Genomic DNA, 26,708 nt, shown 5'->3' on the forward strand with positions numbered 1-26,708 from the left:
CAGCATGCTTTCGGCGGACGAGACCCAAGTTTCGCTGACCGGCGCCTGGCGACTGATGCTCGGCAGGGCCGATGGCCTGCGTCTGCTCGACCTGTCTGCCGATGGTTTCTGGAATTCCTTTTTCGCCATCGTCGTCGCGGCGCCGGCATTGATCGTCGGCTGGGTCGGCATCGCCAACGAGATCGGCGATCCCGATGCCTTCGCGGGCCGCTTCAGCATGCTGTTGCGGCTGGCGACAGTCGATATCGGTTCCTGGGTGCTGCCTCTGGTCGCACTCGCTCTGGTCGCGCCGCGCGCCGGCATCGGCGGCCGCTTCGTGCACTATGTCGTGGCCTCGAACTGGGCTTCGGCCATCACCGCCTGGCTGATGCTGCCGTCCGCGCTGATCAGGCTTTTCCTGACCTCGGCGAGCCAGATCTCCAGCCTTGTGTCGCTGCTGTTGTTCGCGCTGTCGATGGTGCTGACCTGGCGCATGACCAACGCGACCATCGGCAGGGGGGCCGCAATCGGGACCGCTGTCTTCGTTGGCATGTTCATCGCTTCGCTGATCGTGCTGTTCGGGCTGCAGGCGCTGCTTGGCATCACGGTTCCGGACACCGGAGCTCAGAGCCTTTCGGGACTCTATCCGGGATAATCGACGCCGATCAGAAAAAGCCCGTCGGGCGGCGCCACCTGGCCGCAGGCGGCGCGGTCGTGCGCCTCGAGCGCCGCCTTGAGATCGCCGGCCGTCCATGCGCCTTCGCCGACGCGCTTGAGCGAGCCGACCATCGAGCGCACCTGGTTGTGCAGGAAGGAACGCGCCGAGGCTCTGACTTCGATCATGTCGCCCGAACGGCTGACGTCAAGACGGTCGAGCGTGCGCACCGGGCTCTCGGCCTGGCATTGCGTGGAACGGAAGGTGGTGAAATCATGCCGCCCGAGCAGCACTTTGGCTGCTTCGTGCATGGCAGCGGCGTCAAGCTGCTTCGGCACCCACCATACCTTGCCCTTTTCCAGCGCCGAGGGCGCGCGCCGGTTGAGGATGCGGTAGAGGTAGTGACGGCCGATAGCCGAGAAGCGGGCATCGAAGCCGTCGACGACGGTCGTTGCTTTCAAGATCGCGATGCGGTTGCCGGCGGCCTGTAGATGCGCGTTGACGGCGTCGCGCACCTTGTCGTCCGGCCAGGCCCTGGCCAGGTCGACATGCGCCACCTGGGCCGTCGCATGCACGCCCGCATCGGTGCGGCCGGCAGCGCGCAAGCGGACCTGCTGGCCGCAGAATTTTTCGATCGCCTGCTCGATCGCCTGCTGCACCGAAGGCTGGTCCGCCTGGTGCTGCCAGCCGGCAAACAAGCTGCCGTCATATTCGATGTCGAGGCGAAAACGCGGCATGCCGGGCGGCTATACGCACTCGCCTAGGCGGCGAGTGCGGTGAAGGCCGAGGCGTAGACCAGCCGGCCGGTTTCGGGAGCGTCGCCCCAGGCCAGCGCCTGCAGCGCCTCGCCCTGGTATTCACTCTCGAATCCTTCGGCGCGCGCGTGGCTGTAGCCGAAACGGCTGTAGTAGGTGGGATCGCCCAGCACTACGGCCAGCATCTCGCCGGCGTCGCGCAGGCGGATGTGAGCCTCGCGGATCAGCGCGCCGCCAATGCCGGTGCCGTGAAAGGAGGGCTCCACCGCCAGCGGCGCCAGTGCCACCGCCGGGAAATCTTTCCCGCCGGTGCGGACGAAGAGCCGCGAAAACAGGATGTGGCCAACCACTTGCCCGTCTTCTTCCGCCACCAGTTCGACAACGGCGTCGCCGCCGGAAACCAGCGCGTCAACCAGCCCGGCCTCCGCCTGCTGGCCGAAAGCGTGTTCCTCGACGAGGCGGATGGCCTCGCGATCCCGCGGCGTCGCCGCGCGTATCGACATCATGCTCATGACAGTTTCATTCCTTTTTCGATCTTGGTCCCGCGCAGGAATTCTTGCGCGGCGGCGGGCCTTCCGCCAGCCCGTTGAACTTCGACCAGCCGGATCGCGCCCGCTCCGCAGGCGACCGTCAGGCGGTCGTCGAGAATTCCTCCCGGCTCGCCCACACCTTGCGCAAGCGTCGAGCGAAGCAGTTTCAGCCGTTCCACCCGGCCACCAATTTCAACCTCGCACCAGGCGCCGGGGAACGGCGACAGGCCGCGAATATTATTGTGAACTTCGGCCGCGGGTCGCGTCCAATCCACGTGCGTATCGGATTTATCGATCTTTTTGGCATAGGTCACCCCCTCAACCGCTTGGGCGGTGAACGCCAGGCTATTCCTTTCCAGCCGCGCCAGCGCTTCCACGATCAGTGCGGCGCTGACGCTCATCAATCGATCATGCAGATCGCCGGCGGTCATATCGGGTTCGATGACGCATTTTTCAACCAGCCCCACCGGGCCGGTGTCGAGGCCTTCTTCCATGCGCATGACCATCATGCCGGTTTCGCTGTCGCCCGCCATGATCGCCCGTTGGATGGGCGCCGCACCGCGCCACCGCGGCAACAGCGAGGCATGGCCGTTGATGCAGCCCAGTCGCGGCGCCTCAAGCACCGCCCTGGGCAGCAGCAGGCCGTAAGCCACGACCACGCCGATATCGGCTTGCAGCGCGCGAAAAGCTGCCTGTTCGGCCTCGCCCTTGAGCGACGTCGGCGTGCGCGTCTCGATGCCCAGCCGTTCCGCCTCGCGCTGTACCGGCGACGGCGTCAGCTCAAGGCCGCGCCGGCCGGCGGCTCGCGGCGGCTGCGTGTAGACGGCCGCGACCTCATGTCCGGCATCGGCAATCGCGCGCAATGTCGGCACCGAAAACTCCGGCGTCCCCATGAAAATGACGCGAAGGGGCATTGTCCCCTATCCCACCAGCTTGCCCGGAGCCTTGTCCTTGGCCAGCTTCTTGAACTTCTTCACCACCATGTCGCGCTTCAGCTTCGAAATGTGGTCGATGAACAGCACGCCGTTGAGATGGTCGATCTCATGCTGCAGGCAGGTTGCCATCAGCCCCTCGGCCTCCATTTCCTGCAGCTTGCCATCGCGGTCGAGATACTTGACCCGCACGGAAGCCGGGCGTTCGACCTCGGCATAATAGTCGGGAATCGACAGGCAACCTTCCTCGTAGACGGAGCGCTGGTCGGCGCTTTCCAGGATTTCGGGATTGATGAAGACATGCGGCGCCGGCGTCTCGTCCTCCTTGGCGAGGTCGATCACCAGCATGCGCAGCGGCTCGCCGATCTGGATCGCGGCCAGCCCGATGCCGGGCGCGTCATACATGGTCGCCAGCATGTCGTCGGCCAGTTTGCGCAAGGGCGCGTCGACGCGCTCCACCGGCTTGGAAACCTGGCGCAGGATGGGGTCGGGAAGAATGATGAGCGGCTTGATCGGCATGGCGTCTCACCTAAGACCTTGAATAAAGGGCGTCAACCGGTACGCCGGGGGATCGTTCACGTTTTGATCTGTGCTGGCCGGCCGAATCGTCTATGCTGTGTGCATGAACGACCTGACATCCATCCTTTCGGAACCTGTCGCCCGGCTTGGCGCGACCACGATCACGCTCGGCCATGCGCTGGCGTTCGGGGCCTTTGTGTTTCTTGGCCTGTTCGTGGCGCTTGTCGTCGCGCTGTGGCGCTCGGCCAAGGCGCGCGCCGTGGCCGCTGCCGAAGCCGCCGACCATGCCCGCGACGCCGAGGCGCGGATGGCCGGCATATTGCAAAGCCAAGCCGAGATGCAGGGCCGCATGGGCGCCATCGCGGAAGTCTTCGGCGCGCGGCAGGCGGAACTGACGCAATCGATCGGCCAGCGCCTCGATGCCATGACCGGCCGCCTCGGCCAGACCATGACCGAGCAAACCAAATCCACTCATGAGAGCCTGGCCAAATTGCAGGAGCGGCTGGCCGTCATCGACACCGCGCAAGGCAACATCCAGTCGCTCGCCGGCCAGGTCGTGCAATTGCAGGCGATCCTCTCCAACAAGCAGACGCGCGGCGCCTTCGGCCAGTCGCGCATGGAAGCGATCGTCGCCGACGGTCTGCCGCACGGCGCCTACGAGTTCCAGGCGACCTTGTCCAACGGCAGCCGTCCCGATTGCCTGGTGAAGATGCCCAACGGCGCGCCGGCGCTTGCCGTCGACGCCAAGTTTCCGCTGGAAGCCTGGAACGCCATCCGCGCCGCCGAAGGCGCCGAACAGCAGAAGGTCGCGTCGCAGGCCTTCCGCCGCGACATCGAGGTGCATGTCCGCGATATCGCGGATAAATATCTGATCCAGGGCGAGACGCAGGATACCGCCTTCATGTTCGTGCCGTCGGAATCGGTGTTTGCCGAGATCCACGAAAATTTCGAGGCGGTGGTGCAGAAGGCGCACCGCGCCCGCGTCGTCATCGTCTCGCCGTCGCTCCTGATGCTGTCGATCCAGGTCATCCAGGCGATCCTGAAGGATGCCCGTATGCGCGAGCAGGCACACCTGATCCAGGGCGAGGTGATCCGGCTGATGGAGGATGTTTCGCGCGTCGACGAGCGGGTGCGCAAATTGCAGGGCCATTTTGCCCAGTCGGCCAAGGATATAGACGACATCCTCGTCTCGACGTCGAAGGTGACCAAACGCGGCCAGAAGATCGAAGCTCTGGAGTTTGGGGCGCAGCCCGGAGGCGATGCCGACCCTGACATGGCGTCACCAGCCCCTGCGAAGCCGGAACCCGGCCCGCGCGTTGTCGATTCCCCACGCGTTGCCGATTCAAAGACCGGCCAGCTCAGGCTGAGGGTCGTCGAAGGCGACGAATGAGGCGCCGCACCGGACGGCGCTACTGCTCCTCCACTGTGGTCATGCCGTGAAATTCAGGTAGCCAGTGAAGCGCCGAGCGGTGCCATTTTTGCAGTGTCGGAATCAAATCCTGGCGTTGCCGCGCGGTTCCCACTCGAATGCCGTAGACCTTTGGGCCATCTCCGACCGACGTGGCGTAAAGGTGCGAACCGCAGTCGGCGCAAAAGGCCTGGACGCGCTTGGCGCCGCTTGCCACGGTCTTGATGTAGACCTTCGGTGTACCCTTTGTGATCCGGTAGTGATCTTCAGGCGCCGGAACGGTGACGCGAAAGGCCGTACCGGTCAACTGTTGGCAATCGGTACAATGGCAGATCGAGGTCTTTTCCGGTTCGACCTCCGCCTCATAGGTGATGGCACCACAATGACAGCCGCCGTCGATCTTCATAATCAGTCCTCCAAAACTCGATCGGCTGATTTTAGCGGCGCAGCGTCGCAAGGCAACGACGCGACGCTGGTCCAAGACATAATCCCGAGGAGTGGAATGTGGTTTCGAGACCTGCTCAAAACTCTACTCGGATGCCGATTCGATCAGCTTGCGCCGCTGTTCCCAGGTGCCTGTCGTCTGCGGCTTGACGAACAGCCGGGTGATCTCGGGCATTTCCTTCCTTAGCCGCGCTTCGAGGCGCTCGACGCAGGCTTCGATTTCCGGCGCGGACAGATGGTCCTCGAATTCGATGCTCAGGCCGGCAACGATTTCTTCCGGCCCCAGGTGGACGGTCAGGACGCCGTTCGCCCGCTGCACCGCCGGATCCTGCTGCGCGATCGCCAGCACTTCTTTCTGCACCGCGGGCGAAGCAGGCTCGCCGATGAGCAGCCCCTTGCTCTCGCGCGCCAGGAAGGCCGCGGTCGCACCCAGGATCAGCGCAATGCCGATCGAGGCGGCGCCGTCCAGTTCCGGCATCTCGAAAATCTCCGCCGCCAATATGCCGGCAAAGGCGACGATCAGGCCGAGAAGCGCGGCACTGTCCTCGAACAGCACTGTGTAGACGCTTGGATCCTTGCTCGATTGCACGGCCTGCAGCCAGCCCTGCTGGCCCTTCTGCCGGCGGAATTCCCTCAGCGCCACCAGCCATGAGCTGCCCTCGAACAGAAACGACAGGCCGAGCACGATGTAATTGACCCTGACATTGGCGGCCGGTTCGGGCGCAATGATGTGCGTCACGCCTTCGTAGAACGATACGCCGGCGCCGAGCGCGAAGACGAGAAGCGCCACGATGAAGCTCCAGAAGTAGAGCTCGCGGCCATGGCCGAGCGGATGCGCGCGGGTGGCCGGGCGTGCGGCGCGATGCATGCCATAAAGCAGCAGGCTGCCATTGCCGGTATCGACCAGCGAATGCACGCCTTCCGAAAACATCGCCGAACTGCCGGTGAAGAAGGCTGCGACGAATTTGGTCAGCGCGATCGCGAGATTGCCGGCGAGCGCCGCGTAGATGACCGTTCGAGAGCCGCCATGCCCCGCCATTGCTTCCCTGTCGTCCTGTCCGACACGCGAAGTCTAGAGCAATTGCAGGAAAAGTGGGAGCCGATTTCCTTGAGATGATGCTGCGGGCCTGCCGAAATTCCGCGGCGATCGCGACGCACCAACACCCCGTCCGTTCAAGTCGCTGCGCGCCGGTTCGGATTCATAAGGCCGCCGAAACAGGTTGCCGGTTTTCGCGGCCGTGACCGCGAACGGCCCTTGCCTAGAGGCATTTCTCTTGTTTCACTTCACTTCCCGCAACTGGAGGAACGAATCATGGCAAAAGGTGCGATGAAGGCAGGCAAGGAGGCCCGCAAGCCAAAGAAGGACGCCAAGAAGCCGGCCGCTGCTCCCACGCTCAAGGCGCCGCCGGTCAAGGCAACGAGGCTCAAGGAAAAATAGTCGCGTGCCTCGGATGGAGTTCGCCGGCGGCGTTCGGAACACCGCCGGCAGTTTGTTGGATCGGGCGTTAAGACACCCTATATCTGGTGCGGGGACGACCCCACATCTCCTGAAATCCGGTCGGGACGACCCGCCCACTGTCTGACAGGGCATCGGCTGCCGCGGTGCTCGGTCGATCGCGCATTGCATCGTCCTGAACGGACGTCGGTGCGATGCTTGGATGGAGCGTTCCCCATGTCATGGATTTTTCTGTTTTTCGCCGGCCTGTTCGAGATCGGCTGGGCAATCGGCCTCAAATATACCGACGGATTCACCCGCCTCGTCCCGACCGTGCTCACGGTCGCCTCGATGATCGTCAGCCTCACGCTGCTTGGACTGGCGCTGAAAGCGCTGCCCGTCGGCACCGCCTATGCGGTGTGGACCGGCATCGGCACGGTCGGCACGGCGCTGCTCGGTATCTGGCTGCTCGGCGAGCCGGCGACCGTCATCAGGCTCGCCTGCATCGCGCTCATCGTCTGCGGCATTATGGGGCTGAAATTCGCGGCATAAAGCAATCCAGGAAGCGAAGCGGTTTTCCATCCGAAATTGCGTCGAAGCAAACAGAGCAATTTTGCGAAAGTCGCATCACGAACGGCGTCGGCAATCGCATGAATTGGCGCGCGGACAAACGCATGCAGGGCCGCTTCGCAGCGACCCTGATCCTCGAAGCAGGTTGCTCCGGCGGTCTGAGGCTAGCGGCCGGTAAAGCCTGGCGGTGTCCTGCCGGTGCGCGCCTTGCGCGCCGCATAGCGCGCGTCGCGCTTCGCCTTGCGCTCGGCCTCGTCGGCCAGCAGACGCGCGATGCGCTCGGCCTCTTCGGCTTCCCGAATCCTGGCTTCCGCCTGCGCCGCCTCTTCGGCCGCGACCCGTGCGGCTTCGGCTGCGGCCTCGCGCTCGGCCTTCTCGATTGCCTCGCGTGCCAGCCTTTCCTGCTTCAGCCTCGCCTTCTCGGCCTCGCGTATCTCACGCGCCGCAAGGATAGCCTTGCGTTCGGCCTGTCGCGCCAGCACCGCGGGATCGTCCGCCGCCGGCTTCGACTTGAAGCGCTCCAGAAGCGCCTTCTTTGCCTCGTTCGCGGCGTTGCGCCGCTCGAAAATGTCTTTTTCCCTGTAGATAGCCAAGTCCACTTCCCTGAAGTCAATTCGCGACGCTTACATACGCGCGAAAACCGGGAGTTCAAGCGCCAAAACGGTATGCCAGCCATGAAATTCCGTGCTGTTGCAGCCGGGAGACGCCTTTGCGGCCGAAACGGACACGCACTGTTCGCAGTCAGACCCTCTGGTGGTGATACGGGCTGATCGCTACCTCTAGCGCGAAAATCAAACGCCAGGATGACACCAGATGGAACTCGGTCTCTACACTTTCGCCGACGTCAGCCCGCAGCCGGGCCCCGGCGCAATCGGCCCGCACGAGCGGCTGCGCAACCTGATCGAGGAGATCGAACTGGCCGATCAGGTCGGCCTTGACGTTTTCGGCCTCGGCGAGCATCACCGGCCGGACTATGCCGCGTCCGCGCCTGTCGTGGCTCTGGCCGCGGCGGCCGAGCACACCAAACGCATAAAACTGACCAGCGCCGTCACTGTCCTGTCCTCGGACGATCCGGTCCGCGTCTTCCAGCAATTCGCCACGCTCGACCTTCTTTCCGGCGGCCGGGCCGAAATCATGGCCGGGCGCGGCTCGTTCATCGAGTCCTTTCCGCTGTTCGGCTACAATCTTGAGGATTATGACGAGCTGTTCGCCGAAAAGCTCGACCTGCTGCTCGCCATCCGCGATCAGGTGAAGATCACCTGGTCGGGCAATCTGCGCGCGCCGATCAACGATCGCGGCGTCTACCCGCGCCCCTTGCAGGAAAAACTGCCGATCTGGATCGCCATCGGCGGCACGCCGCAGTCCGCCGCCCGCGCGGGCGCGCTCGGCCTGCCGCTGGCGCTCGCCATCATCGGCGGCGAGCCGGCGCGGTTCGCGCCGCTGTTCGACCTCTACCGCGAGGCCGCCAGGCGCGCGGGCGCCGATCCGAAGGGTCTTGCCACCAGCATCAACGTCCACGGCTTCATCGCCGACACGACCGAGAAGGCGGCCGACGATTTCTATGGCCCACAGGCCGAGGTGATGAACCGCATCGGCCGCGAGCGCGGCTGGGGTCCGACCTCGCGGGCGCATTTCGACCAGTCACGCGGCCCGAGCGGCGCCTTGTTCGTCGGCAATCCCGAGCAGGTGGCCGAGAAGATCGTCACCCAGCACAAGATCTTCGGCAACGACCGCTTCCTGCTGCAGATGGCGATCGGCATCATGCCGCATGCCAAGATCATGAAGGCGATTGAACTCTACGGCACCAGGGTGGCGCCGATCGTGCGCAAGGAAACGGCTGACGCCGTCCCGGCCCCGGCGCCTGCCGCGTAGTGTTGCACTTCCGCGAAAAATTGCGCGGGAACAATAACCGCGACGGCGGGCCTCGTGGGCTCGCCGTCAACGCCGGCTCACGGAACCTTGGACCGGCAGGGGCGTTTTCTCAGCGGTTGCGCCAATTGCGGTGCGCCGCCGAGGGACCGTGATGAAAGCTGACCCCACCGCTTCGGTCGCGGGCGTTTCCGAAGCAGAAGAGGCGCGCATCGCCGCCCGCGCCGACACGCATCTGATACGCTCGCTGCTCGTCGGCATCTTCATCTTCATGGCCATCTACGCGCTCTATTTCGCCCGTGCCTTCTTCATGCCGGTCATACTGGCCTTTCTGCTGGCATTGACGCTGACGCCGATCGTCAGGCTTCTGCGCAAGCGCGGCATACCCGAGGTGATTTCGGCGACGCTTCTGGTGCTTCTGTCCCTCTGCCTCTTCGCCAGCGCCGGCTACCTGCTGAGCGGCCCGGTGATCGATCTCATCAACAACACTTCGTCGATCGGCCAGCGGCTGACCGAGCGGCTGGCGCATTTGCGACCTCCGCTCGAGAGGATGATGGAGGTTACACATCAGATCGAAGGCCTCACCGAGACGTCGCAGGAGCCGGGCATACAGAAAGTCGCGGTAGCCCAGTCTGGCTTCCTGTCGTCGGCGGCCTCGAACATTCTTTCGGCGGGAACAAGCCTGACCATCATCTTCGTGCTGTCGCTGTTCCTGCTTGCTTCAGGCACGATGTTCTATGAAAAGATCATCCAGTCCTTCGCCAGCCTCACCGAGAAGAAGCGGGCGCTGCGGGTCGTTTACGACGTGGAACGGGAAATCTCGCACTATCTGCTCACCGTCACCATCATCAATATCGGCCTCGGCACGATCATTGGCCTTGGTCTGTGGGCACTCGGCATGCCCAACCCGCTCGTCTGGGGCGCCACGGCCGCTCTGCTTAATTTCCTGCCCTATGTCGGCGCCATGATCACGCTCATCGTGGTCACGATCATCGCGCTGATCAGCTTCGACACGATCTCCTATGCGTTGTTGGCGCCTGCCTTCCTGCTTTTGTGCGACATCGTCGAAGGCCAATTCGTAACGCCGATGGTTGTCGGCCGGCGGCTCGAGATCAACGCCGTGGCGATCTTCATCGCCATTGCCTTCTGGTCATGGCTATGGGGCTTTGTCGGCGCGCTGATGGCGGTGCCGCTGCTGGTCCTCATCAAGGTGTTCTGCGATCACTTCGATGGTCTGAGCCATGTCGGCAACTTCCTGGCGGCACAACATCTCTCGGCGGTGGAAGATGAGGCCACCGAGGAAGGTAAGGCTCCGGCATAAAGCCGCGCGTCTGATTTGCGGCGCCTGGCTCGAATGCCTATATCCGGCCGGTCCAATGGCCGGTGCCCTTCCCATGAGCGATGCTTCCTTCGACCTCGACGACTGTTTCGCTCGCATCGGCCATGCCGGCTTGCGCGATGCGCGGCTGGGCGCGTCGCCAACATTTGGCGTCGACAGATCCGGGCTTGCATTTCCTGTCCATCATCGCGGCAGCCCCGCCGAGCAGAAACGCATGGCCGCGGCCAGCGGATTTGCCGATGCGCTCGGGGGCGGCTTGGCATCCTCATTCCCGACCGCACGGCCTTCGAGACAGGGTGCTTGAGATAAACCTCGTGGAGACCTGACATGGCAGCCCTTTCCGTCCTCGACCTGTCGCCGATCGTCGAAGGCAGCGATGCCTCGCAGTCGCTGGCCAATTCGCTCGATCTTGCCCGCCATGCCGAGCGGCTGGGCTACAAGCGCTATTGGCTGGCCGAGCATCATAACATGCCGGGCATCGCAAGTGCCGCCACCTCGGTCGTCATTGCCCATGTCGCGGGCGGCACCAAGACCATTCGCGTCGGCGCCGGCGGCATCATGTTGCCCAATCACTCGCCGCTGGTCATCGCCGAGCAGTTCGGCACGCTGGCCGCCTTGTTCCCCGGCCGCATCGATCTCGGCCTCGGCAGGGCGCCCGGCACGGACATGAACACGGCGCGCGCCTTGCGCCGCAATCTCGAGGCCGGTGCCGACAATTTTCCGCAGGACGTCGTCGAGCTGATGGGCTATTTCGTGCCGGCGGAAGAGGGCCAGCGGCTGCGCGCCGTGCCGGGTGAAGGCCAGACCGTGCCGGTCTGGATCCTCGGCTCCAGCCTGTATGGCGCCCAGCTTGCCGCCATGCTCGGCCTGCCCTACGCCTTCGCTTCGCATTTCGCACCGGCCGAGCTAGACCATGCGCTGGACATCTACCGCTCCCGCTTCCAGCCGTCGGAACAGCTCGACAAGCCCTATGTCATGCTCGGCCTCAACGTCTTTGCGGCGCCCACCGACACTGAGGCACGACTGCTGTTCACCTCGCTGCAGCAGGCTTTCGTCAATCTGCGCACCGGCCGCCCCGGAAAATTGCCACCACCGGTCGAGAATTATGACCGCGATCTCGATCCGATGGCCAAGTCCATGCTCGGCCAGGCGCTGTCCTGCGCCGTCGTCGGCTCGCCGGAAACGGTGCGGCAAGGCATCGACGCCTTCGTTCGCCGCACCGGCGCCGACGAATTGATGGTCACCGCGCAGATATTCGATCACGCGGCTCGGGTGAGGTCCTTCGAAATCTTGGCCGACGCCCACAAATCGCTGTCGCAAGCGGCGTGAGATTTCCAGCTCGGCGCTTGCCGATAGCGATTCAACCACTGAACCGCTCTACGCGCTCACGCTCTGCGCAACCGCTCCCAGCGGTCGGCATGAATTGCGGATCATCAGCCGGCCCTTGAGCACCAGCTTGCGCGGCGGCGCGTCGCGATTTCCGGCAAGGCGGTCGAGCAGCAAATTGGCCGCCTGTTCGCCGATCGCCTGCACCGGCTGTGCCACCGTGGTCAGTTGCGGGACAAACACGTCCGACCACGGAAAATCGTCGAAACAGGCGATCGAAACATCTTCCGGGCAGGACAGGCCGATATCGCGGATCGCCTTCATGGTGCCGATCACCATCGGATTGTTGGCGGAGAAGATCGCGCTCGGCCTGTCGTGCAGCGACAACAGCTGCATGGCCGCGTTATAGCCGTCGATCTCGTGAAAATTGCCGGAACGTACCAGCTCCTCGGCGACCGGCAGGCCGGCTGCCTGAAGCGCTTCGCGATATCCGGCCATGCGATCATGCATCGGTGAGATATCCGACGTTCCGGTGATGTAGCCGATGCGCCGGTGCCCGAGATGTATCAGGTAGGTGATGGCGTCGAACACGGCGCGCTGGTTGTCGAGCACCACGGCATCCGTGTCGACACCGTCGCAGATGCGGTCAAGCAGGACGACCGGCACGTTGGCGTCGTCGACGATGCGCTTGAGGATCGTCCCATCGCCGACGCGCGCCACGATCAGCCCGTCGACCATACGGTCGAGCAGCAGCCTGATCTGGTCGTCCTGGGTGTTGAGGTCCTCGTCCGTGCAGCACAGCATGACCGCATAGCCGGCGCGGTCGAAGGCCTGCTGGATGACTGACACGACATCGGTGAAGAACGGATTGGTGATGTGCGGGACAGTCAATCCAATGGTGCGCGTTGTGCCCATTTTCAGGCTGCGGGCGATCGCATTGCGCTTGTAGCCGATATCGCGGATCGCCTGCTCGATGCGCTGGCTGAGCTCCGGACTGACGGTCGCCGTGCCGTTGATCAGCGCCGAAACCGTGGCGACCGACACGCGCGCCGCTTCGGCCACGTGAAGCATGGTCGGCGCCGTCGATTTTCGCTGCCTTGTCTTGCTTGGCCCTGCCATTTTCGAAACGTTTCGCCGCCTCTCTATGCATCATACCTACGGAATATCGCGGTTTTTCGCAAGAATTGAAATGAGGTAATCTCACGTCACCAGATAGAAGCTTGACAGGATCGAAACGTTTAGAATAGCGTTCATGAGGGTCAGACGACGACGGAAGGGAGGCCGCCTTTGTCATGGAGCACGGAAATTCCATCGCGCGTCGGGATGTTGCGGCGGATCGTTCGGATGTCGTCCTAAGCGCCGAGCACGTATCCAAGAGCTTCGGCGGCATTGCCGCCTTGGTCGACGTCGGTTTCGAGTTGCGGCGCGGCGAAGTCCACGCCTTGATGGGCGAGAACGGCGCCGGCAAGTCGACGCTGATGAAAATCCTTTCCGGTGTCTACACCGGCTACGACGGCACGGTTCGCGTCGACGGCGTAGCCGCGAATTTTGCCGGCGTGCGCGACGCCGAGGCCGCCGGCATTGCCATCATCCACCAGGAGCTCAATCTGGTTCCCGAACTCAGCGTCGCCGACAACATCTTTCTCGGACGCGAGAAGCTGATCGCCGGGCTGATCGTCGACCGCAAGGCGAGCAGCCGCGCCGCCAGCGCCCTTCTGCAGCGGCTGGGCATCGAGCTCGACCCGGAAGCCCGTGTCGGCACCTTGCGCGTCGGCGAACAGCAACTGGTCGAGATCGCCAAGGCGCTGTCGATGTCGGCGCGCATCCTGATCATGGACGAGCCTACTTCGGCGCTCTCTCCAGCCGAATGCCAGAGGCTGTTCCGCATCATCCGCCAGCTTGCCGACAGCGGCGTCGCCATCGTCTACATCTCGCACCGCATCGACGAGGTCATGCACCTGGCGGGCAGGGTCACGGTGTTTCGCGACGGACGCCACGTGCTGACGCGGCCGATGGGCGAGCTCGACGAGAACGCCATCATTTCGGCAATGGTCGGGCGAGACCTGCTGGCCTCCTCGGAAGAGGAGCGCCGTTCCGGCGGCGAAATCGTGCTTTCCGTCGAGAACCTGTCGCTGACGAAACCCGACGCCCATGGCTGGCGCACCGTGATCGACGGAGTCAGCTTCGAACTCGCCGAAGGCGAGATCCTTGGCATTGGCGGGCTGCTGGGTTCAGGGCGCACCGAAATCCTGGAGGCGATCTTCGGCTCGAGCGATGGCCGCACCGGCGGCGAGATCCGGCTCGACGGCGCGCCGGTCGAGATCCGCTCGCCGCGCGATGCCAGGCGCCTCGGCATTGCGCTGGTGACCGAGGACCGCAAGACGCAAGGCCTGCATCTCCAGGCCTCCATTACAGACAACGTCGCATTGCCGCTGGTCGGATCGCTGGCGCGCTTCGGCATCCGTTCGCTGGCCGGCGAACAGGAGCTGGCGCGCCACGCGGTCCGGGCGCTCGGCATACGCTGCGAGGACATCGACCAGCCAGCCGGCACGCTGTCGGGCGGCAACCAGCAGAAGGTCGTCATTGGCAAATGGCTGGCGACACGGCCGCGCGTGCTTCTTCTCGACGAGCCGACGCGCGGCATCGACGTCGGCGCCAAGCGCGAGATCTACGATCTCATCTTCAAGCTTGCGCGCGACGGGCTGGCTATTGCCGTCATCAGCTCCGAATTGCCGGAACTGCTGTACCTCTCCGACCGCATTCTGGTGATGGCCGATGGCCGCCAGACCGGCATCCTTTCCCGCGATGCGGCGAGCGAGGAGGCCATCATGCGTCTCGCCGCGCCGCGCCGCACGATTTCGAGACCTGCCGCATGACCGCCTTGAAACTCCTGTCCCGCACCAAGCTCTATTGGGGCCTCATCGCCATCTTCCTGATCGGCGTGCTGGGCTCGCCGGTCAGCTCCAAGGGCAACAACATCTTCCTGTCCTACGGCAATCTGCTCGACGTGCTGCGCCAGGTGTCGACCACCGGCCTGATCGCCACCGGCATGACGGCGGTGATCATCACCGGCGGCATCGATCTTTCGGTCGGCTCGCTGATGGCAATCTGTTCGGTGGTCTGCGCCATGCTGCTGACGGTTCCGGGCGTGACGCCGGGAGTGGTGCTTGGCGTGCCCACCGTCGCCGTGGTGGCGCTCTGTCTCGGCTTCATCGTCACCCGCTTCATTTTCCTCAATCTTGAAAAGTCGCGCGCCGGCGCCGATGCCTCGCGCGACGCAAGGCTGGACCGCGCCCGCGGCCTGGTCACGCCGGCAATCGTCGGCGTGGTCCTGTGCTGTCTTTCCCTGTGGTACCTGCTGCCGCAGGTCGAGCCCAAATTCGGCGTCCTCGGCGTGCTGCTGGTCGCGCCATGCGTGGGCCTGCTGTTCGGTGCGCTCAACGGCTTCATCATCGTTGCCGGGCGGCTGCAGCCCTTCATCGTCACCCTGGCGATGATGGTGACGGCGTTGGGCATCGCCCGGCTGACCGCCGGCCAGAACAATGCTGTGCTGCCGGTCTATACCGGCTCGAACGCCACCGAGGATTTCGAGCTGCTGCGCTCGATGGTGTTCGGCGTCATTCCGATGCCAGGCCTGTTCTTCCTCGGCGCCATCCTGATCTATGGCGCGGTGCTGCGCTTCACGCCGTTCGGCCGCTATGTCTACGCCATCGGCGGCAATGAGGAGGCGGCCAGGCTTTCCGGCATCGCCGCCGGCCGGGTCAAGATCGTCACCTACGCCGTTTCGGGCCTGCTCGCCGGCATTGCCGCGGTGCTCTATGTCGCGCAGTACCGGCAAGGCAAGCCCGATGCCGGCGCCGGCCTGGAGCTCGACGCCATCGCCGCCGTGGTCATCGGCGGCACCAGCCTGATGGGTGGGCGCGGCAGCCTCACGGGGACATTCTGCGGCGTGCTGATCTTCGGGCTGCTGTCCAACATATTGCAGCTCCACAACATCAATTCGAACCTTCAGCTGGTGCTGAAGGGGATGATCATCATCGGCACAGTGCTCGTGCAGGAGCGCAATGCCGGTGATCTCCTAGCCTATCTGCGCCTGCCCGGAGCGGCGCACAAGGAAACGGCCGCGGCAAAACGGCCGTCGCAAGAGACCCGGTCTCTCAATCTCGGAGGAAACAAGAAATGAAACGACGTGACACGCTGAAGCTTGCCGCCCTTGGCGCGGCATTGCTGACCACCACCGCGCTGCTCTCCACCGGCCACGCCATGGCCCAGGACAAGAAGTGGAAGATCGGCTTCTCGCAGGTGACGACCATCGAGCCTTGGCGCGCGCAGTTCAACAAGGACATACTGGCTGAGGCCGCCAAGCACCCCGAGGTCGAGCTGATCATCACCGACGGCGAGGATAAGACCGAGAAGCAGGTTGCCGATGTCGAGAACCTGATCCGCCAGGAGGTCGATGCGCTCTTGGTGTCGCCGAAGGAATCGGCCGGCCTGACCGGCGTCGTGCAGCAGGCGATCGACGCCAAGATCCCGGTCTTCGTGCTCGACCGCAATGTCGACACCAAGGACTACACCCAGTTCGTCGGCGGCGACAACAAGCTGATCGGCCGCGCGGCCGGCGAATATGCCGTCGAGCTGCTCGGCGGCAAGGGCAAGGCATCGGGCAATGTCGTCGAGATCTGGGGCGGCATGGGCACCCAGCCGGCGCATGACCGCCATGACGGCTTCCATGAGTTCACCGACAAGGAGCCGGGCATCAAGTACCTGCTCGACCAGCAGTCGGGCGACTGGAAGCAGGACCAGGCCTATAATCTGATGGCCAACGCGCTGAAGAGCAACGAGAAGATCGATCTCGTCTACGGCCACAACGACCCGATGGCCTATGGCGCCTATCTTGCCGCCAAGGATGTCGGCCGCGAGAAGGACATCAAGTTCATCGGCATCGACGGCCTGCCCAACGAAGGCGTGCAGATGGTGAACAAGGGCGAGCTGACGGCGACCTTCACCTATGTCACCCCGGGCGCCGAGGGCCTTCGGCAGGCGATCAAGTTCCTCAATGGCGAGAAGGTCGAAAAGACCATCACCTTGCCGACGCAGAAGATCACCAAGGAAAACGCCGCCCAGGTGCTGAAGGACAACGGCCTCTGAGATTTCGCCGGAGATAAGCGCCGGCCCAAGGTCCAGGTTCTTCGTCCCAGGACAGCTTGGCGCCCACCTCTCCCCCGTCGATCGGGGGAGAGGTGTCGAGCGAAGCTCGACGGAGTGGGAGTCGACCCTTGGCGCGGTGCAGGAAGGTTCTTGCGCCCTAGTCCCCTTTCAATATCCGTCGGCGGCGGTGGCCAGGTGGTTCCCGTCCGGAGGGAGAGGAAAGGACCTCGTCGCCGGCCTACGCCAATTTCGCCAGCAGCTTCATGAAGGTGGCGATCTCCCTGGCCGTGAGCGGTGCCAAGGTTTCCTCGGTAATCTCGCGCGCCAGCGGGATCAGGCGTTCGATCGCCTCGCGCCCTTCGGCGGTCAAATTGACCAGCAGCCGCCGCTTGTCGCCCTCGTGCTTGGAGAGCTCGACAAGGCCGCGCGCCTTCAGCCTGTCGATCACGCCCTTCACCGTCGCCGCATCCATGGCGATCAGCGTGCCGAGCTGGTTCTGCGAAGTCTCGCCGACATCGCGCAGCTTGGCCAATGCCGCGAATTGCGGTGGCGTCAGGTCGCCGATATGGGCAGCGAAGATCGAGACGTGGCGCTGATGCGCCTTGCGCAGGATGAAGCCGACCTGCTCCTGCAGGTGGTAGTCCTGATCGTCCGCCTCCTCGACCTCGACCAGCTTCAGCAGATTGTCCTCGCCGCTCACCGCAGCCCGTCCCATGCCTTGATGTCGTCGGCGGCCAGGCCGCCCATGCGATTGTGCACGCGCGGACCGCAGGTCATGGCGAGGCAGAACAGGATCTCGTCGGGACGCGGTCCGTCGCTGACGCCGACTTCCATCGCATCGAAATGGCTGCGCACATAGGCGGCGTTGATGTGGCCGAGAGGCACATCCAGCCGCGAGCCGAAGGCGCCGACCTTCTTGGCCGACGGCACGATCGCCTTGGCGTCGCCGAGCCGCTCGCGCATGGCGTAGCCGCCCGGCACATGCCAAAGCGCGCCATGCTCGAGTTCGCCCGATATGCCGACGATGGCGCCTTTGCCATAGCCGTCGATCTGCTTCACGTCGCCACCCAATGCCGCTATCAGCCGGTCGGCGAGCAGCAGGCCAAGCGGCTTCAGATCGTCCATGGCGCTCTGCAACTCCTCGACATAGCGCCCGGCGAACGGGTTCTTCACCAGTGCCATGGCGGCGGCACGGCGGCGCGACACCTTGGTCGCCGGCCCGCCCTCATGAAAGATCTCTTCGGTCAGCACCACGATCTTGCGGAGCGGAAACTCAGGCATGGGCAACTTCCTTCCCTGGACTTTTGTCGGGCGCGGCAAGCGCCATTGAGCCCTCGATGCGGGTCTGGCCGGCGAGGAACAGCGCCGATGCGGCGACCAGTCCCCTGCGGTGGAAATCTTCGGCGACGGCAAGTCCCCTGTCCAGCGCCGTGGCAATCTCTTCGGCAGAAAGCGGCCCGACCTCCTGCGTCACCAGTCTGTCGCCAAGGTCGTTGTCCGGCGCCAGATCATGCGCGGGCACACGCCGAATAGCGGGATGGTTGGCCAAGTCGACGGCATTGGCGATCAGCGTCGCCGCAGCATCGGCCTCTGCGCCGGTGCTCGCCAGCACGGTGACGGCGTCGGCGATGCCCAGGGAAAACGAGCGCCCGCGCCAGCCACTGGTGGCAACGCCTTGCACGCCGTCCTCGGCGCTGATGACGATGCGGTCGGCAAGGCCATGGCCGGTGCCGGCAATGGCAAGAGTGATCGACTGGCCGGCACCGAGATGAAGCGCGCTGTCGCCACCGTTGTTGACATAGGCGCGATCGAGTTTTCGCCCAGCAATCAGTGCGGCAAGTATTTCGTCGGCTACTGAACCGGCGACGGCTGCCATCGGCGTGATGAAGTCGTCCGCCAATGGGCTAACTGCCGCTTCCATGCGCCGCGCCGTCGAGCCGGCGAAGGCGCGGGGGCGCAACGTGGCCGGCCGGCGCAACTCGGGCAATTCCTCCACCAGTTCCGGCAGGATGGTCTGGAATCGCGCCACGGCCTGCTCATAAGCTCGCCGGCATTCGCCTGGCGTCCCAAAGGCCTCGACGATCAGGTCGATCGGCCCGTGATTGAGGTGCAGCCGCCTGCCATCCCCGAGCCAATGCGCTTGCGGGCCGTTCATCGTCACGCGACCCCGTTCGCGGGCGCGCGCCGCAATTGCGCCAGCGGCGGCCATGGGTTGCCGGCCGACGCACCGTCGCCCCGACGCGCGTTCAGGTACTCGCCACCCTTGGCGACGACATCCTCGACGCTGCGGATCTCGGCTTCGTAGCCGCCGAGCCTGATATAATCGTCGCGGCGCAGCGTGAATTCGATCGGCGCCACCAGCGCCGGCGTCGGCACATAACCGAAGGCGCCTTCCGGCACGCGCGTCACATCCACCATCAGCGTGATGCCGCCGCCCGGCCAGACATAGACCGGCGCGCCGCCGACCGTCACATAGGTGGTCAGGCCCTGCACGGAACGCGTCAGGTTGACGGGATTCTCGGTGACGCCGGCGCGCAGCGAACCGCCGGCGCCGCCGATGAACAGCACGGTGCACAGCGCCGGTTCGCAATTATCCTCGATCAGCCCCACGGATTTCTGCAATCGTTCGGGGAATGGCTTTTCGACTGGCTTCAACTGGTCGTCGAGTTCGTAATAGGCGAACTGCTCGCCGGTGGTCGAAACCATCAGCAGCGACAGGCCGGGCCGCGCGCCCTTCTTGGCGTTCCATTCGCCCAGGATCGACAGCGGGTCGGATATGCTGGTGCCGCCCCAGCCGAGGCCGGGCTCGGAGACCTTGAAATAGCGCCCAGGCGTCGAGCGGCGGCCGATGATCTTTATCCCCGTGTCCTGCCAGCCCAGCACCTTGCCGGCCTGATGCTCCGAGACGACGCCGGTTATGTGGTCGTCGACCACCACCACCTCGTCGACCAGCCCGCGCCATTGGGTGGCGAACATGCCGATGGTCGCCGACCCGCAGCCGACCCGCATGCGGTGCTCCTGCTTGCCGTCGATGACGGGCGGTTTGCCGGCTTCGACTGTTACGGTGGCGCCGCCATCGATGGTCAGTTCCACCGGCTTGCGGTTGCACAGATCGAGCAGCGCATCGCAGGTGGCGCGGCCTTCGGCCTTGGAGCCGCCGGTCAGATGATGCACGCCGCCCAGCGACAGCATCTGCGAGCCATATTCGCCCGTCGTGACATGACCGATCGCCTCGCCTTGCGACCGCACGACAGCCGTTTCGGGTCCGATATGACGGTCGGTGTCGATCTTCACCTTGACGCCGCAATAGGAGAAGATGCCCTCCGTGACGACGGTGACGAGATCGACGCCCTCGACCTGCTGGCTGACGATGAAGGGCGCCGGCTTGTAGTCGGGATAGGTGGTTCCTGCCCCGATCGCCGTGACGAAGCGGAGGCCGGTGTTGACCAGTTCGCCGTCCCAGGCCTCGCCCTCGGCGACGAAGGGCACGACAGCGCCGCCGATCTCGGCGGTATGATCGAGAATGGTCAGCGGGTCCATGCGCACGATCCGGCCGCCGGCATTGCCGTAGCGGTCGCAAGCGCCGGTGCGGCCACCTGATATGTAGCACATCACAGGGCAGGCATCGCAGCGGATCTTCTCCGCCACCAGCTTCTCGCCGGGATCATGGGTTTCGAAGCGTTCGGCAAGCTCGCTCATCGGCATGCCTCCTTCTCGCGGATGGCGGCGCGGATCCGGGCCGGCGTCGCCGGAACTCTGGTGACCAGCACACCAGTGGCATGGCGGATGGCGTTGAGGATCGCCGGCGCCGTCGGGATCAGCACATGTTCGCCCAGGCCCTTGGCGCCGAATGGCCCTTCCGGGTCTGGCACCTCGATCAATATCGTCTCGATCGGCGGCACGTCGCCGATGGTCGGAATGAGATAATCGTGCAAATTCTCGGTGCGGCCGGGAATGTACTCTTCCATCAGCGCCATGCCGATGCCTTGCGCGATGCCGCCCTCGATCTGACCCTCGACCAGCAGCGGGTTGATCGCCTTGCCGACATCGTGCGCGGCTGTGATCTTGACCAGCTTGACCGTGCCGAGCTTGAGGTCGACCTCGAGCTCGGCGATCTGCGCGCCGTAACCATAGACCGCATAGGGCTTGCCCTGGCCCTTGGCGTCGAGCGGCAGCGTCGGCGGGTCGTAGGTCTCCTCGGCGCGGAAGACGAAGCCGTGGATATCCGCTTCGAGTGTGCCAAGATCGACACGGCGGACCGCCTCGCCCTCACGGATGACGATCGCCGGACCTTCGAGCTGAAGCGACGCTTTTTCCGAGACATTGGCAAAGCGCAGGATTTTTTCGCGCAAGGCGCGGCCGGCCTTCTCGGCCGCCTTGCCGGTGACGAAGGTCTGGCGCGAGGCCGAGGTCTTGCCGGCATCGGGAGTGATCGCGGTGTCGGCGTTTTTCAGCCGGAACCTTTCCAAGGGCAGGCCGAGCGCGTCGGCGCAGATTTGCGTGATGACGGTGTTGGAGCCCTGGCCGATGTCGACCGCGCCCTGGTGCAGGATGATCTCGCCTGAAGCCGCGATGCCGACCCGGATGGTCGATGGATTGGGCAGCGAGGTGTTGCCGCAGCCATACCAGCAGGAGGCGATGCCGACGCCGCGCTTTTTATCCACGTTGGCACTGTTGAAGGCATCCGCGTCAGCCACTGCACGCGCCCAATGCGGCCGCAGGGCATCGAGGCATTCGGCAATGCCGACGCCCGATTCCAGTCTCTGTCCGGTGACTGTTTCGGATCCGTTACGAAGGCAGTTTCTCAAGCGGAAGTCGAGCCGGTCGATGCCGAGCTTGCCGGCCAGCTCGTCGTACAAGGTCTCCTGCATGATCGTCGCCTGCGGCACGCCGAAGCCCCGGAAAGCGCCGGAAATCGGCCCATGCGTATGCACGGCGCGGCCTTCGGCGCGGTAGTTCGGGGTGGCATAGGGACCCGAGGCATGCACCGGCACGCGGTTGGCGACGGTCGGTCCCCAGCTCGCGTACGCCCCGGTGTTGAAATCGCCTGAGAAAATCATGCCCGTGACATGGCCCTCGGCGTCGGCGCCGATGGTCGCTTGCATCTGCGCCGGGTGGCGCTTGGTGGTCGACATCATCGATTCATTGCGCGTGTAGGCAAGCGCCGCCGGCCGCCCGGTCCTCATCGCCACCAGGCCGATCAGCGGTTGCAGGGACACGTCGAGTTTGGAACCAAAACCGCCGCCCGTCGCGGTCGGCACGATGCGCACCTTGTCGACGGGCAGGCCCAGCACCTTCGCCGTGTCGTCGCGGTCCATATAGGGCGCCTGCGTGCAGGCGACGACGACCAGCGTGTCGCCATCCATATAGGCATGGCCGGCTTCCGGCTCGATATAGGCATGCTCGACATAGGACGTCTCGATCGCACCGGTCACGGTGACAGCGGCATCGGCAAGCGCCGTCTCGGGATCGCCGCGTTCGACGAAGCCCTTGGTCAGAAGGTTGGCCGGACGGTTCGCATGGATCAGCGCCGCTCCTTCGGCCTGTGCCTCGCAAGGCTGCAACAGGTGTGGCAATTCGGTCCAGCGGATCGGGAAATCCGACAGGTCGAGATCGAGCATCGCCTCGCGCTCGCCGGCAACAAGCGCCACCGCCTCGCCGCGAAACCGCGCCAAGCCTTCGGCGAGAGCCGGCTGGTCGGCAAACGGACCGATGACGCCGAAACAGTTCTTTCCCGGGATATCGGCCGCCGTGAAGACGCCGGCGATGCCGGGACGAGCTTTTGCCCAGCCGTCGAGGTCGCCGAAGGCGAAGCTGGCATGGTAGTGCGGCGAGCGGATTACCAGCACCGCCAGCGCATCGGCTGGGAACGAATCGCCGCCGAATTTCTCACCGCCGGTCACCTTCGGCACGCCATCGAGCCGGATCGGGGAGGAGCCAATGGCGTGACCGGACCGAGGCAGACGGAAATCCAGGCTTGCAGCCTGGGCGGAGGCATCCATCACAGCAGCGACGATCTTCCGGTACCCGGTGCAACGGCAGAGGACACCACCAAGCGCGTCCTGCACTTCGATCTCGCTCGGCCTGGCTTTCTTCTCCAGCAGGGCCGTCGCCGCCACCAGCAGGCCCGGCGTGCAGATGCCGCACTGCGCCGCGCCATGCGCCAGGAAGGAGGCCTGTAGTGCCGACAGCCGGCCATTGGCGAGCCCTTCAACCGTCGTTACCGACGCTCCGGCGGCCGACGCCGCAGGCATCAGGCAGGCGCAGACCGGATCGCCATCGACCAGCACCGTGCAGGCGCCGCAGTCGCCGGCGTCGCAGCCGACCTTGGTCCCGGTCAGCAGCAATTCATCGCGCAGCACCGCAGACAGCCGGCGCAGCGGCGGCACGTTGACCGAGACGGCGGCGCCGTTGACCGCGAAGGTGATCTCCGCGCGTGCCAGGCCAACTGCATCACTGCCGGATAGGGCCACGCCGGGTCGAGCCTGGCTGATGTGAGGCTGAGCTTTGTTCATGCCGCCACCCTGTCACCGCTCATCGGCCCCGCCGCCGCAAGCACGGCGCGGACAACGATTTCGCGCGCCGCGTCCTGCCGGTATTCGGCGCTGCCGCGCACGTCGCCGATCGGCGACAGCTCTTCCATCGGCGCGGCGAGGACCGCTGTGGCCAGCCCATGATCCGCCGCCAGTCCGCGCAGGGCCGCCTCGACCCCGCCGAGCCGCTTTGCAACAGCCGAGCAGGAACCGACGGCGACCGCCGCTTGCTCGACGATGCCGTCCTGCACGACCAGGCGTGCCCCCACCATGGCGATCGAGATGACGAGATAGCGCCGCGCGCCGAGCTTGACGAAAGCCGACATACCCGCGCCGGCCGCTTTCGGCACGCGGATGGCGGTTACCATCTCGCCGGGCCGCAGGTCCGTGCGGCGATTGCCGAGGATGAATTCCCGGAGCGGCAGGTGGCGCACCGCTTGCGCCGAGCGCAGTTCTATCTCGGCGTCGAGCACCAGCAGCGCCGGCACGCCATCCGCGGCCGGCGAAGCGTTGCAGAGATTGCCGGCGATCGAGGCGACATTCTGGATCTGAACGGACCCGACCTCCCGCGCGGCCGCTTTCAGCGCATCGAAGGCCGGCGGCAAGGGATGGCGAACGATATCGGTCCAGCTGGTGCGCGCCCCGATCTGCCAGTGCGTTTCCGTTTCCGCAATGCCGCGCAGCGCGGCCAGCCCGTTGATGTCGAGCACATTGTCGCGGAAAGGCTTGTTGCCTTGCGCCGGGTAGAAGTCGGTGCCGCCGGCAAAGATGCGCCACGAAGCTTCGCCAAGCAGGGCGAGCGCCTCGTCGACCGTGGTGGGTTTCGCGTAACGGATCACGCTTTGCCTTCCCAGAAAAAGGGCCTTTCCGAGGGAACTTGCCGGCGTCCGGGCCCAGCTTAAATTCATTCGTATGCAAATGATATCAAGTCGGCGGAAATTGTCAAAGCCGGAGTTTGCGCAGCACCCGCACGGCTGCCGCCGCCACGCATTTGTTCTCCGCAAAATCTAGGTGCTGGGGCGCCCTTTGCGCGTTCGGGGTTGCGCCCGGCGCTCTAATGGTTGACGCGGCCCGCCATCTGGTCAAGTTTCTCCCTCCGGTCGCGCCAGCGGCTTTCTTTCGCCGGGATCCCCTGGGAGCCCGCGCCCGATACCGACAGGAAGGAACCCCATGGCCGAAGAAGCGCTTGTTGTCATCGACCTGCAGAACGACTTTTGCCCTGGCGGCGCGTTGGCTGTGACCGGCGGCGACGAGATCGTGCCGCTGGTCAACGACCTGATCCGGCGAACCGATCATGTCGTGCTGACGCAGGACTGGCATCCAGCCGGCCATTCGAGCTTTGCCTCAAGCCATCCAGGCGCCCAGCCTTTTGAAACCATCGAGATGCCCTACGGCCAGCAGACATTGTGGCCGGACCATTGTATCCAGGGCAGCCTCGGCTCGGATTTTCACTCGGGTCTTGCCTGGACCAAGGCCGAGCTCGTCATCCGCAAGGGATTTCGGCCTGATATCGACAGCTATTCGGCCTTCTTCGAGAACGACCACACGACGCCGACCGGCCTTGCCGGCTATCTCAGGGAGCGCGGCATCGACACTCTGACCCTGGTCGGCCTGGCGACCGATTTCTGCGTCGCCTTCTCGGCGCTCGACGCGGTCAAGCAGGGGTTCAGGACCACCGTCAGGCTCGATGCCTGCCGCGGGATCGACCTCAACGGTTCGGTCGAGACGATGCTGGCGAGGATGCGCCAAGCAGGCGTGACGCTCGAAGACCACGCGGCGGACTAATCGCATCGTGGGGAAAAAGAGGGGGTTCATACCGGTAGCGACGGCTTTGATGGCAAGCGCCGTGGTGGCTGTCGCGATGCTGTTGCCGGGAACGGCCTTCGCCGCGGAAGAGCACGGCCTGCCAGGCCGGACGATGTCGCTGTGGTGGGCACTGCCCTTTGCCGGGCTGTTGCTGTCGATCGCCACGGGACCGCTGCTTTTCAACCATGTCTGGGAGCATCATTACGGCAAGATTGCTGCATTTTGGGCGGCTCTCGTGGTGGTGCCGCTCGCATCGGCCTTCGGCACGACGGTGGCAACGGAAGCGGTGCTGCATGCGCTGCTCACCGAATACATGTCGTTCATCATTCTCCTGTTCGCGCTGTTCACCATTTCGGGCGGCATTCTCGTGGCCGGCAACATCCACGGCACGCCATTGGTCAATGCCGGGCTGCTGCTCATCGGCGCCCTGCTCGCTTCCGTCATCGGCACTACCGGCGCCTCGATGATCCTTATCCGGCCGCTCATCCGCGCCAATGACAACCGGCCGTTCAACGCCCATGTCATCATCTTCTTCATCTTCCTGGTGTCCAACATCGGCGGTTCGCTGACGCCGCTCGGCGACCCGCCGCTGTTCGTCGGCTTCCTGCGCGGCGTCGATTTCTTCTGGACCACCGCCAACCTCTGGCGCGAGACCCTGTTCGTCAGCGTCGTCGTGCTCGCCGTCTTCCTGGCGATCGACACCACGCTGCATCGCCGCGAAATGGGCGCGCCAAAGATCAAGGACCCGACGCCGGACACGAAAGTGCGCATCCGCGGCCTGCCCAACCTGCCGCTGCTGGCCGGCGTGATCGGCGCGATCCTGCTTTCGGCCACATGGAAGCCCGGCATCGGTCTTTCCATTCAGGGGGTGGACCTCGAGTTGCAGAACCTTGTGCGCGATGTCGTCATCCTGGCGCTTGCCTTCGTTTCGCTGGCCGTCTCGCGCAAGGAGTATCGGCAGGCGAACGGTTTCAACTGGGGGCCGATCGCGGAAGTGGCGAAACTGTTCGCCGGCATCTTCGTCTGCATCGTGCCCGTGGTCGCCATCCTGAGGGCCGGCCACGAAGGCGCGCTTGCGCCGCTGGTCGCGCTCGTCACGTCAGCGCAGGGCATGCCCAACGATCTCGCCTATTTCTGGCTGACCGGAGCGCTGTCGTCCTTCCTGGATAACGCTCCGACCTACCTGGTGTTCTTCGAGCTGGCCGGCGGCGCTCCCCGGCATCTGATGACGGAGCTCGCTTCGACCTTGGCGGCGATCTCGGCGGGTGCGGTGTTCATGGGCGCCAACACCTATATCGGCAACGCGCCGAACTTCATGGTCTACGCCATTGCCCGGCACCGCGGCGTGAACATGCCGGGTTTTTTCGGCTACATGGCATGGTCGGGCGCGGTGCTGATCCCCACGTTCTTGATGGCGGGCTTCCTGTTCTTCGGGTGAGCCGGCGAGGACGCCAGGCCCT

The 26,708-nt window shown here is 64.7% G+C and carries 27 protein-coding genes; 13 read left to right on the forward strand and 14 right to left on the reverse strand.

The window, feature by feature from the left end; all coding sequences use genetic code 11:
* Window positions 1-4 precede the first annotated feature (4 nt).
* Window positions 5-634, forward strand: a complete 630-nt coding sequence (locus LB545_RS04300) for a transporter (RefSeq protein WP_140514320.1) — start codon at window positions 5-7, stop codon at window positions 632-634.
* On the opposite strand, the gene truA is transcribed toward LB545_RS04300, so the two are convergent.
* The 4 genes from truA to def are packed head-to-tail and all read right to left on the reverse strand — an operon-like array spanning window position 622 to window position 3,370.
* Window positions 622-1,371: a tRNA pseudouridine(38-40) synthase TruA gene (gene truA / locus LB545_RS04305; RefSeq protein WP_140685595.1), complete on the reverse strand. Its 750-nt coding sequence runs from the start codon at window positions 1,369-1,371 to the stop codon at window positions 622-624. The genes LB545_RS04300 and truA overlap by 13 nt on opposite strands.
* A 23-nt stretch (window positions 1,372-1,394) precedes the next feature.
* On the reverse strand, window positions 1,395-1,901 hold the full coding sequence (locus LB545_RS04310; protein WP_140685594.1) for a GNAT family N-acetyltransferase: 507 nt from the start codon (window positions 1,899-1,901) through the stop codon (window positions 1,395-1,397).
* Window positions 1,898-2,833, reverse strand: a complete 936-nt coding sequence (fmt, locus tag LB545_RS04315) for a methionyl-tRNA formyltransferase (protein ID WP_140563647.1) — start codon at window positions 2,831-2,833, stop codon at window positions 1,898-1,900. Before fmt ends, LB545_RS04310 begins: the two co-directional genes overlap by 4 nt.
* Before the next feature lie 6 nt (window positions 2,834-2,839).
* Complete coding sequence (gene def, locus LB545_RS04320) at window positions 2,840-3,370, reverse strand: peptide deformylase (protein WP_056573548.1); 531 nt, start codon at window positions 3,368-3,370, stop codon at window positions 2,840-2,842.
* Between the two features lie 103 nt (window positions 3,371-3,473).
* Here def and LB545_RS04325 point away from each other — a divergent pair, with 103 nt between their 5' ends.
* Window positions 3,474-4,760 carry a DNA recombination protein RmuC gene (locus LB545_RS04325; RefSeq protein WP_140491433.1) on the forward strand — a complete coding sequence of 429 codons (1,287 nt, stop codon included), beginning with the start codon at window positions 3,474-3,476 and terminating at the stop codon, window positions 4,758-4,760.
* Between the two features lie 19 nt (window positions 4,761-4,779).
* Here LB545_RS04325 and LB545_RS04330 read toward each other — a convergent pair whose 3' ends face one another.
* Window positions 4,780-5,184, reverse strand: a complete 405-nt coding sequence (locus LB545_RS04330; RefSeq protein ID WP_140491431.1) for a GFA family protein — start codon at window positions 5,182-5,184, stop codon at window positions 4,780-4,782.
* Window positions 5,185-5,307: 123 nt separating this feature from the next.
* Window positions 5,308-6,261, reverse strand: coding sequence for a cation diffusion facilitator family transporter (locus tag LB545_RS04335; protein WP_140524219.1), 954 nt, complete (start codon window positions 6,259-6,261; stop codon window positions 5,308-5,310).
* Window positions 6,262-6,534: 273 nt separating this feature from the next.
* Between LB545_RS04335 and LB545_RS30750 the strand changes: the two genes are divergently transcribed.
* Window positions 6,535-6,660, forward strand: a complete 126-nt coding sequence (locus LB545_RS30750; RefSeq protein ID WP_140491427.1) for a hypothetical protein — start codon at window positions 6,535-6,537, stop codon at window positions 6,658-6,660.
* A gap of 234 nt (window positions 6,661-6,894) precedes the next feature.
* On the forward strand, window positions 6,895-7,209 hold the full coding sequence (gene sugE / locus LB545_RS04340; RefSeq protein ID WP_140491423.1) for a quaternary ammonium compound efflux SMR transporter SugE: 315 nt from the start codon (window positions 6,895-6,897) through the stop codon (window positions 7,207-7,209).
* A gap of 182 nt (window positions 7,210-7,391) precedes the next feature.
* On the opposite strand, the gene LB545_RS04345 is transcribed toward sugE, so the two are convergent.
* Window positions 7,392-7,820 (reverse strand): DUF6481 family protein, encoded by a 429-nt coding sequence (locus tag LB545_RS04345; RefSeq protein ID WP_140491421.1) that lies wholly within the window; start codon window positions 7,818-7,820, stop codon window positions 7,392-7,394.
* Window positions 7,821-8,040: 220 nt separating this feature from the next.
* On the opposite strand from LB545_RS04345, the gene LB545_RS04350 reads away from it, so the two are divergent.
* From LB545_RS04350 to LB545_RS04365, 4 genes are all read left to right on the forward strand, one after another.
* A complete protein-coding gene (locus tag LB545_RS04350) occupies window positions 8,041-9,099 on the forward strand; it encodes an LLM class flavin-dependent oxidoreductase (RefSeq protein WP_140554630.1) in 1,059 nt (352 codons plus the stop codon).
* A 151-nt stretch (window positions 9,100-9,250) separates the two neighbouring features.
* On the forward strand, window positions 9,251-10,417 hold the full coding sequence (locus LB545_RS04355; RefSeq protein WP_140491417.1) for an AI-2E family transporter: 1,167 nt from the start codon (window positions 9,251-9,253) through the stop codon (window positions 10,415-10,417).
* A 73-nt stretch (window positions 10,418-10,490) separates the two neighbouring features.
* Complete coding sequence (locus LB545_RS04360) at window positions 10,491-10,739, forward strand: hypothetical protein (protein WP_140524216.1); 249 nt, start codon at window positions 10,491-10,493, stop codon at window positions 10,737-10,739.
* A 23-nt stretch (window positions 10,740-10,762) separates the two neighbouring features.
* A complete protein-coding gene (locus LB545_RS04365) occupies window positions 10,763-11,764 on the forward strand; it encodes an LLM class flavin-dependent oxidoreductase (protein ID WP_140685593.1) in 1,002 nt (333 codons plus the stop codon).
* Between the two features lie 48 nt (window positions 11,765-11,812).
* On the opposite strand, the gene LB545_RS04370 is transcribed toward LB545_RS04365, so the two are convergent.
* Window positions 11,813-12,832, reverse strand: coding sequence for a LacI family DNA-binding transcriptional regulator (locus tag LB545_RS04370; protein WP_140491411.1), 1,020 nt, complete (start codon window positions 12,830-12,832; stop codon window positions 11,813-11,815).
* A 221-nt stretch (window positions 12,833-13,053) separates the two neighbouring features.
* Between LB545_RS04370 and LB545_RS04375 the strand changes: the two genes are divergently transcribed.
* The 3 genes from LB545_RS04375 to LB545_RS04385 are packed head-to-tail and all read left to right on the forward strand — an operon-like array spanning window position 13,054 to window position 16,909.
* Window positions 13,054-14,637: a sugar ABC transporter ATP-binding protein gene (locus tag LB545_RS04375; protein ID WP_224704493.1), complete on the forward strand. Its 1,584-nt coding sequence runs from the start codon at window positions 13,054-13,056 to the stop codon at window positions 14,635-14,637.
* A complete protein-coding gene (locus tag LB545_RS04380; RefSeq protein ID WP_140491407.1) occupies window positions 14,634-15,944 on the forward strand; it encodes an ABC transporter permease in 1,311 nt (436 codons plus the stop codon). The genes LB545_RS04375 and LB545_RS04380 overlap by 4 nt, the downstream gene beginning before the upstream one ends.
* Window positions 15,941-16,909, forward strand: coding sequence for a substrate-binding domain-containing protein (locus LB545_RS04385; RefSeq protein WP_140491405.1), 969 nt, complete (start codon window positions 15,941-15,943; stop codon window positions 16,907-16,909). The genes LB545_RS04380 and LB545_RS04385 overlap by 4 nt, the downstream gene beginning before the upstream one ends.
* A 238-nt stretch (window positions 16,910-17,147) precedes the next feature.
* On the opposite strand, the gene LB545_RS04390 is transcribed toward LB545_RS04385, so the two are convergent.
* Genes LB545_RS04390 through LB545_RS04415 form a run of 6 tightly spaced genes read right to left on the reverse strand, consistent with a single transcriptional unit; the run spans window position 17,148 to window position 24,281 of the window.
* A complete protein-coding gene (locus LB545_RS04390; protein WP_140493433.1) occupies window positions 17,148-17,609 on the reverse strand; it encodes a MarR family winged helix-turn-helix transcriptional regulator in 462 nt (153 codons plus the stop codon).
* Complete coding sequence (locus LB545_RS04395) at window positions 17,606-18,190, reverse strand: amino acid synthesis family protein (RefSeq protein ID WP_224704494.1); 585 nt, start codon at window positions 18,188-18,190, stop codon at window positions 17,606-17,608. The genes LB545_RS04390 and LB545_RS04395 overlap by 4 nt, the downstream gene beginning before the upstream one ends.
* Window positions 18,183-19,064, reverse strand: a complete 882-nt coding sequence (locus LB545_RS04400; RefSeq protein WP_224704495.1) for a UPF0280 family protein — start codon at window positions 19,062-19,064, stop codon at window positions 18,183-18,185. The genes LB545_RS04395 and LB545_RS04400 overlap by 8 nt, the downstream gene beginning before the upstream one ends.
* A 2-nt stretch (window positions 19,065-19,066) precedes the next feature.
* A complete protein-coding gene (locus tag LB545_RS04405) occupies window positions 19,067-20,608 on the reverse strand; it encodes a 6-hydroxynicotinate reductase (protein ID WP_224704496.1) in 1,542 nt (513 codons plus the stop codon).
* The gene (locus LB545_RS04410) at window positions 20,605-23,424 is read right to left on the reverse strand and encodes a molybdopterin-dependent oxidoreductase (protein ID WP_224704497.1); all 2,820 of its coding nucleotides are present in this window, start codon (window positions 23,422-23,424) and stop codon (window positions 20,605-20,607) included. The genes LB545_RS04405 and LB545_RS04410 overlap by 4 nt, the downstream gene beginning before the upstream one ends.
* Window positions 23,421-24,281: an FAD binding domain-containing protein gene (locus tag LB545_RS04415; RefSeq protein ID WP_224704498.1), complete on the reverse strand. Its 861-nt coding sequence runs from the start codon at window positions 24,279-24,281 to the stop codon at window positions 23,421-23,423. The genes LB545_RS04410 and LB545_RS04415 overlap by 4 nt, the downstream gene beginning before the upstream one ends.
* Window positions 24,282-24,612: 331 nt before the next feature.
* Here LB545_RS04415 and pncA point away from each other — a divergent pair, with 331 nt between their 5' ends.
* The gene (gene pncA / locus LB545_RS04420) at window positions 24,613-25,227 is read left to right on the forward strand and encodes a bifunctional nicotinamidase/pyrazinamidase (RefSeq protein ID WP_140514339.1); all 615 of its coding nucleotides are present in this window, start codon (window positions 24,613-24,615) and stop codon (window positions 25,225-25,227) included.
* Window positions 25,228-25,276: 49 nt separating this feature from the next.
* Window positions 25,277-26,686, forward strand: a complete 1,410-nt coding sequence (locus LB545_RS04425; protein ID WP_140662407.1) for a sodium:proton antiporter — start codon at window positions 25,277-25,279, stop codon at window positions 26,684-26,686.
* The last annotated feature ends 22 nt before the right edge of the window (window positions 26,687-26,708 follow it).

It is taken from the genome of Mesorhizobium sp. BR1-1-6 (genome assembly GCF_020165355.1).
Taxonomy (GTDB): domain Bacteria; phylum Pseudomonadota; class Alphaproteobacteria; order Rhizobiales; family Rhizobiaceae; genus Mesorhizobium.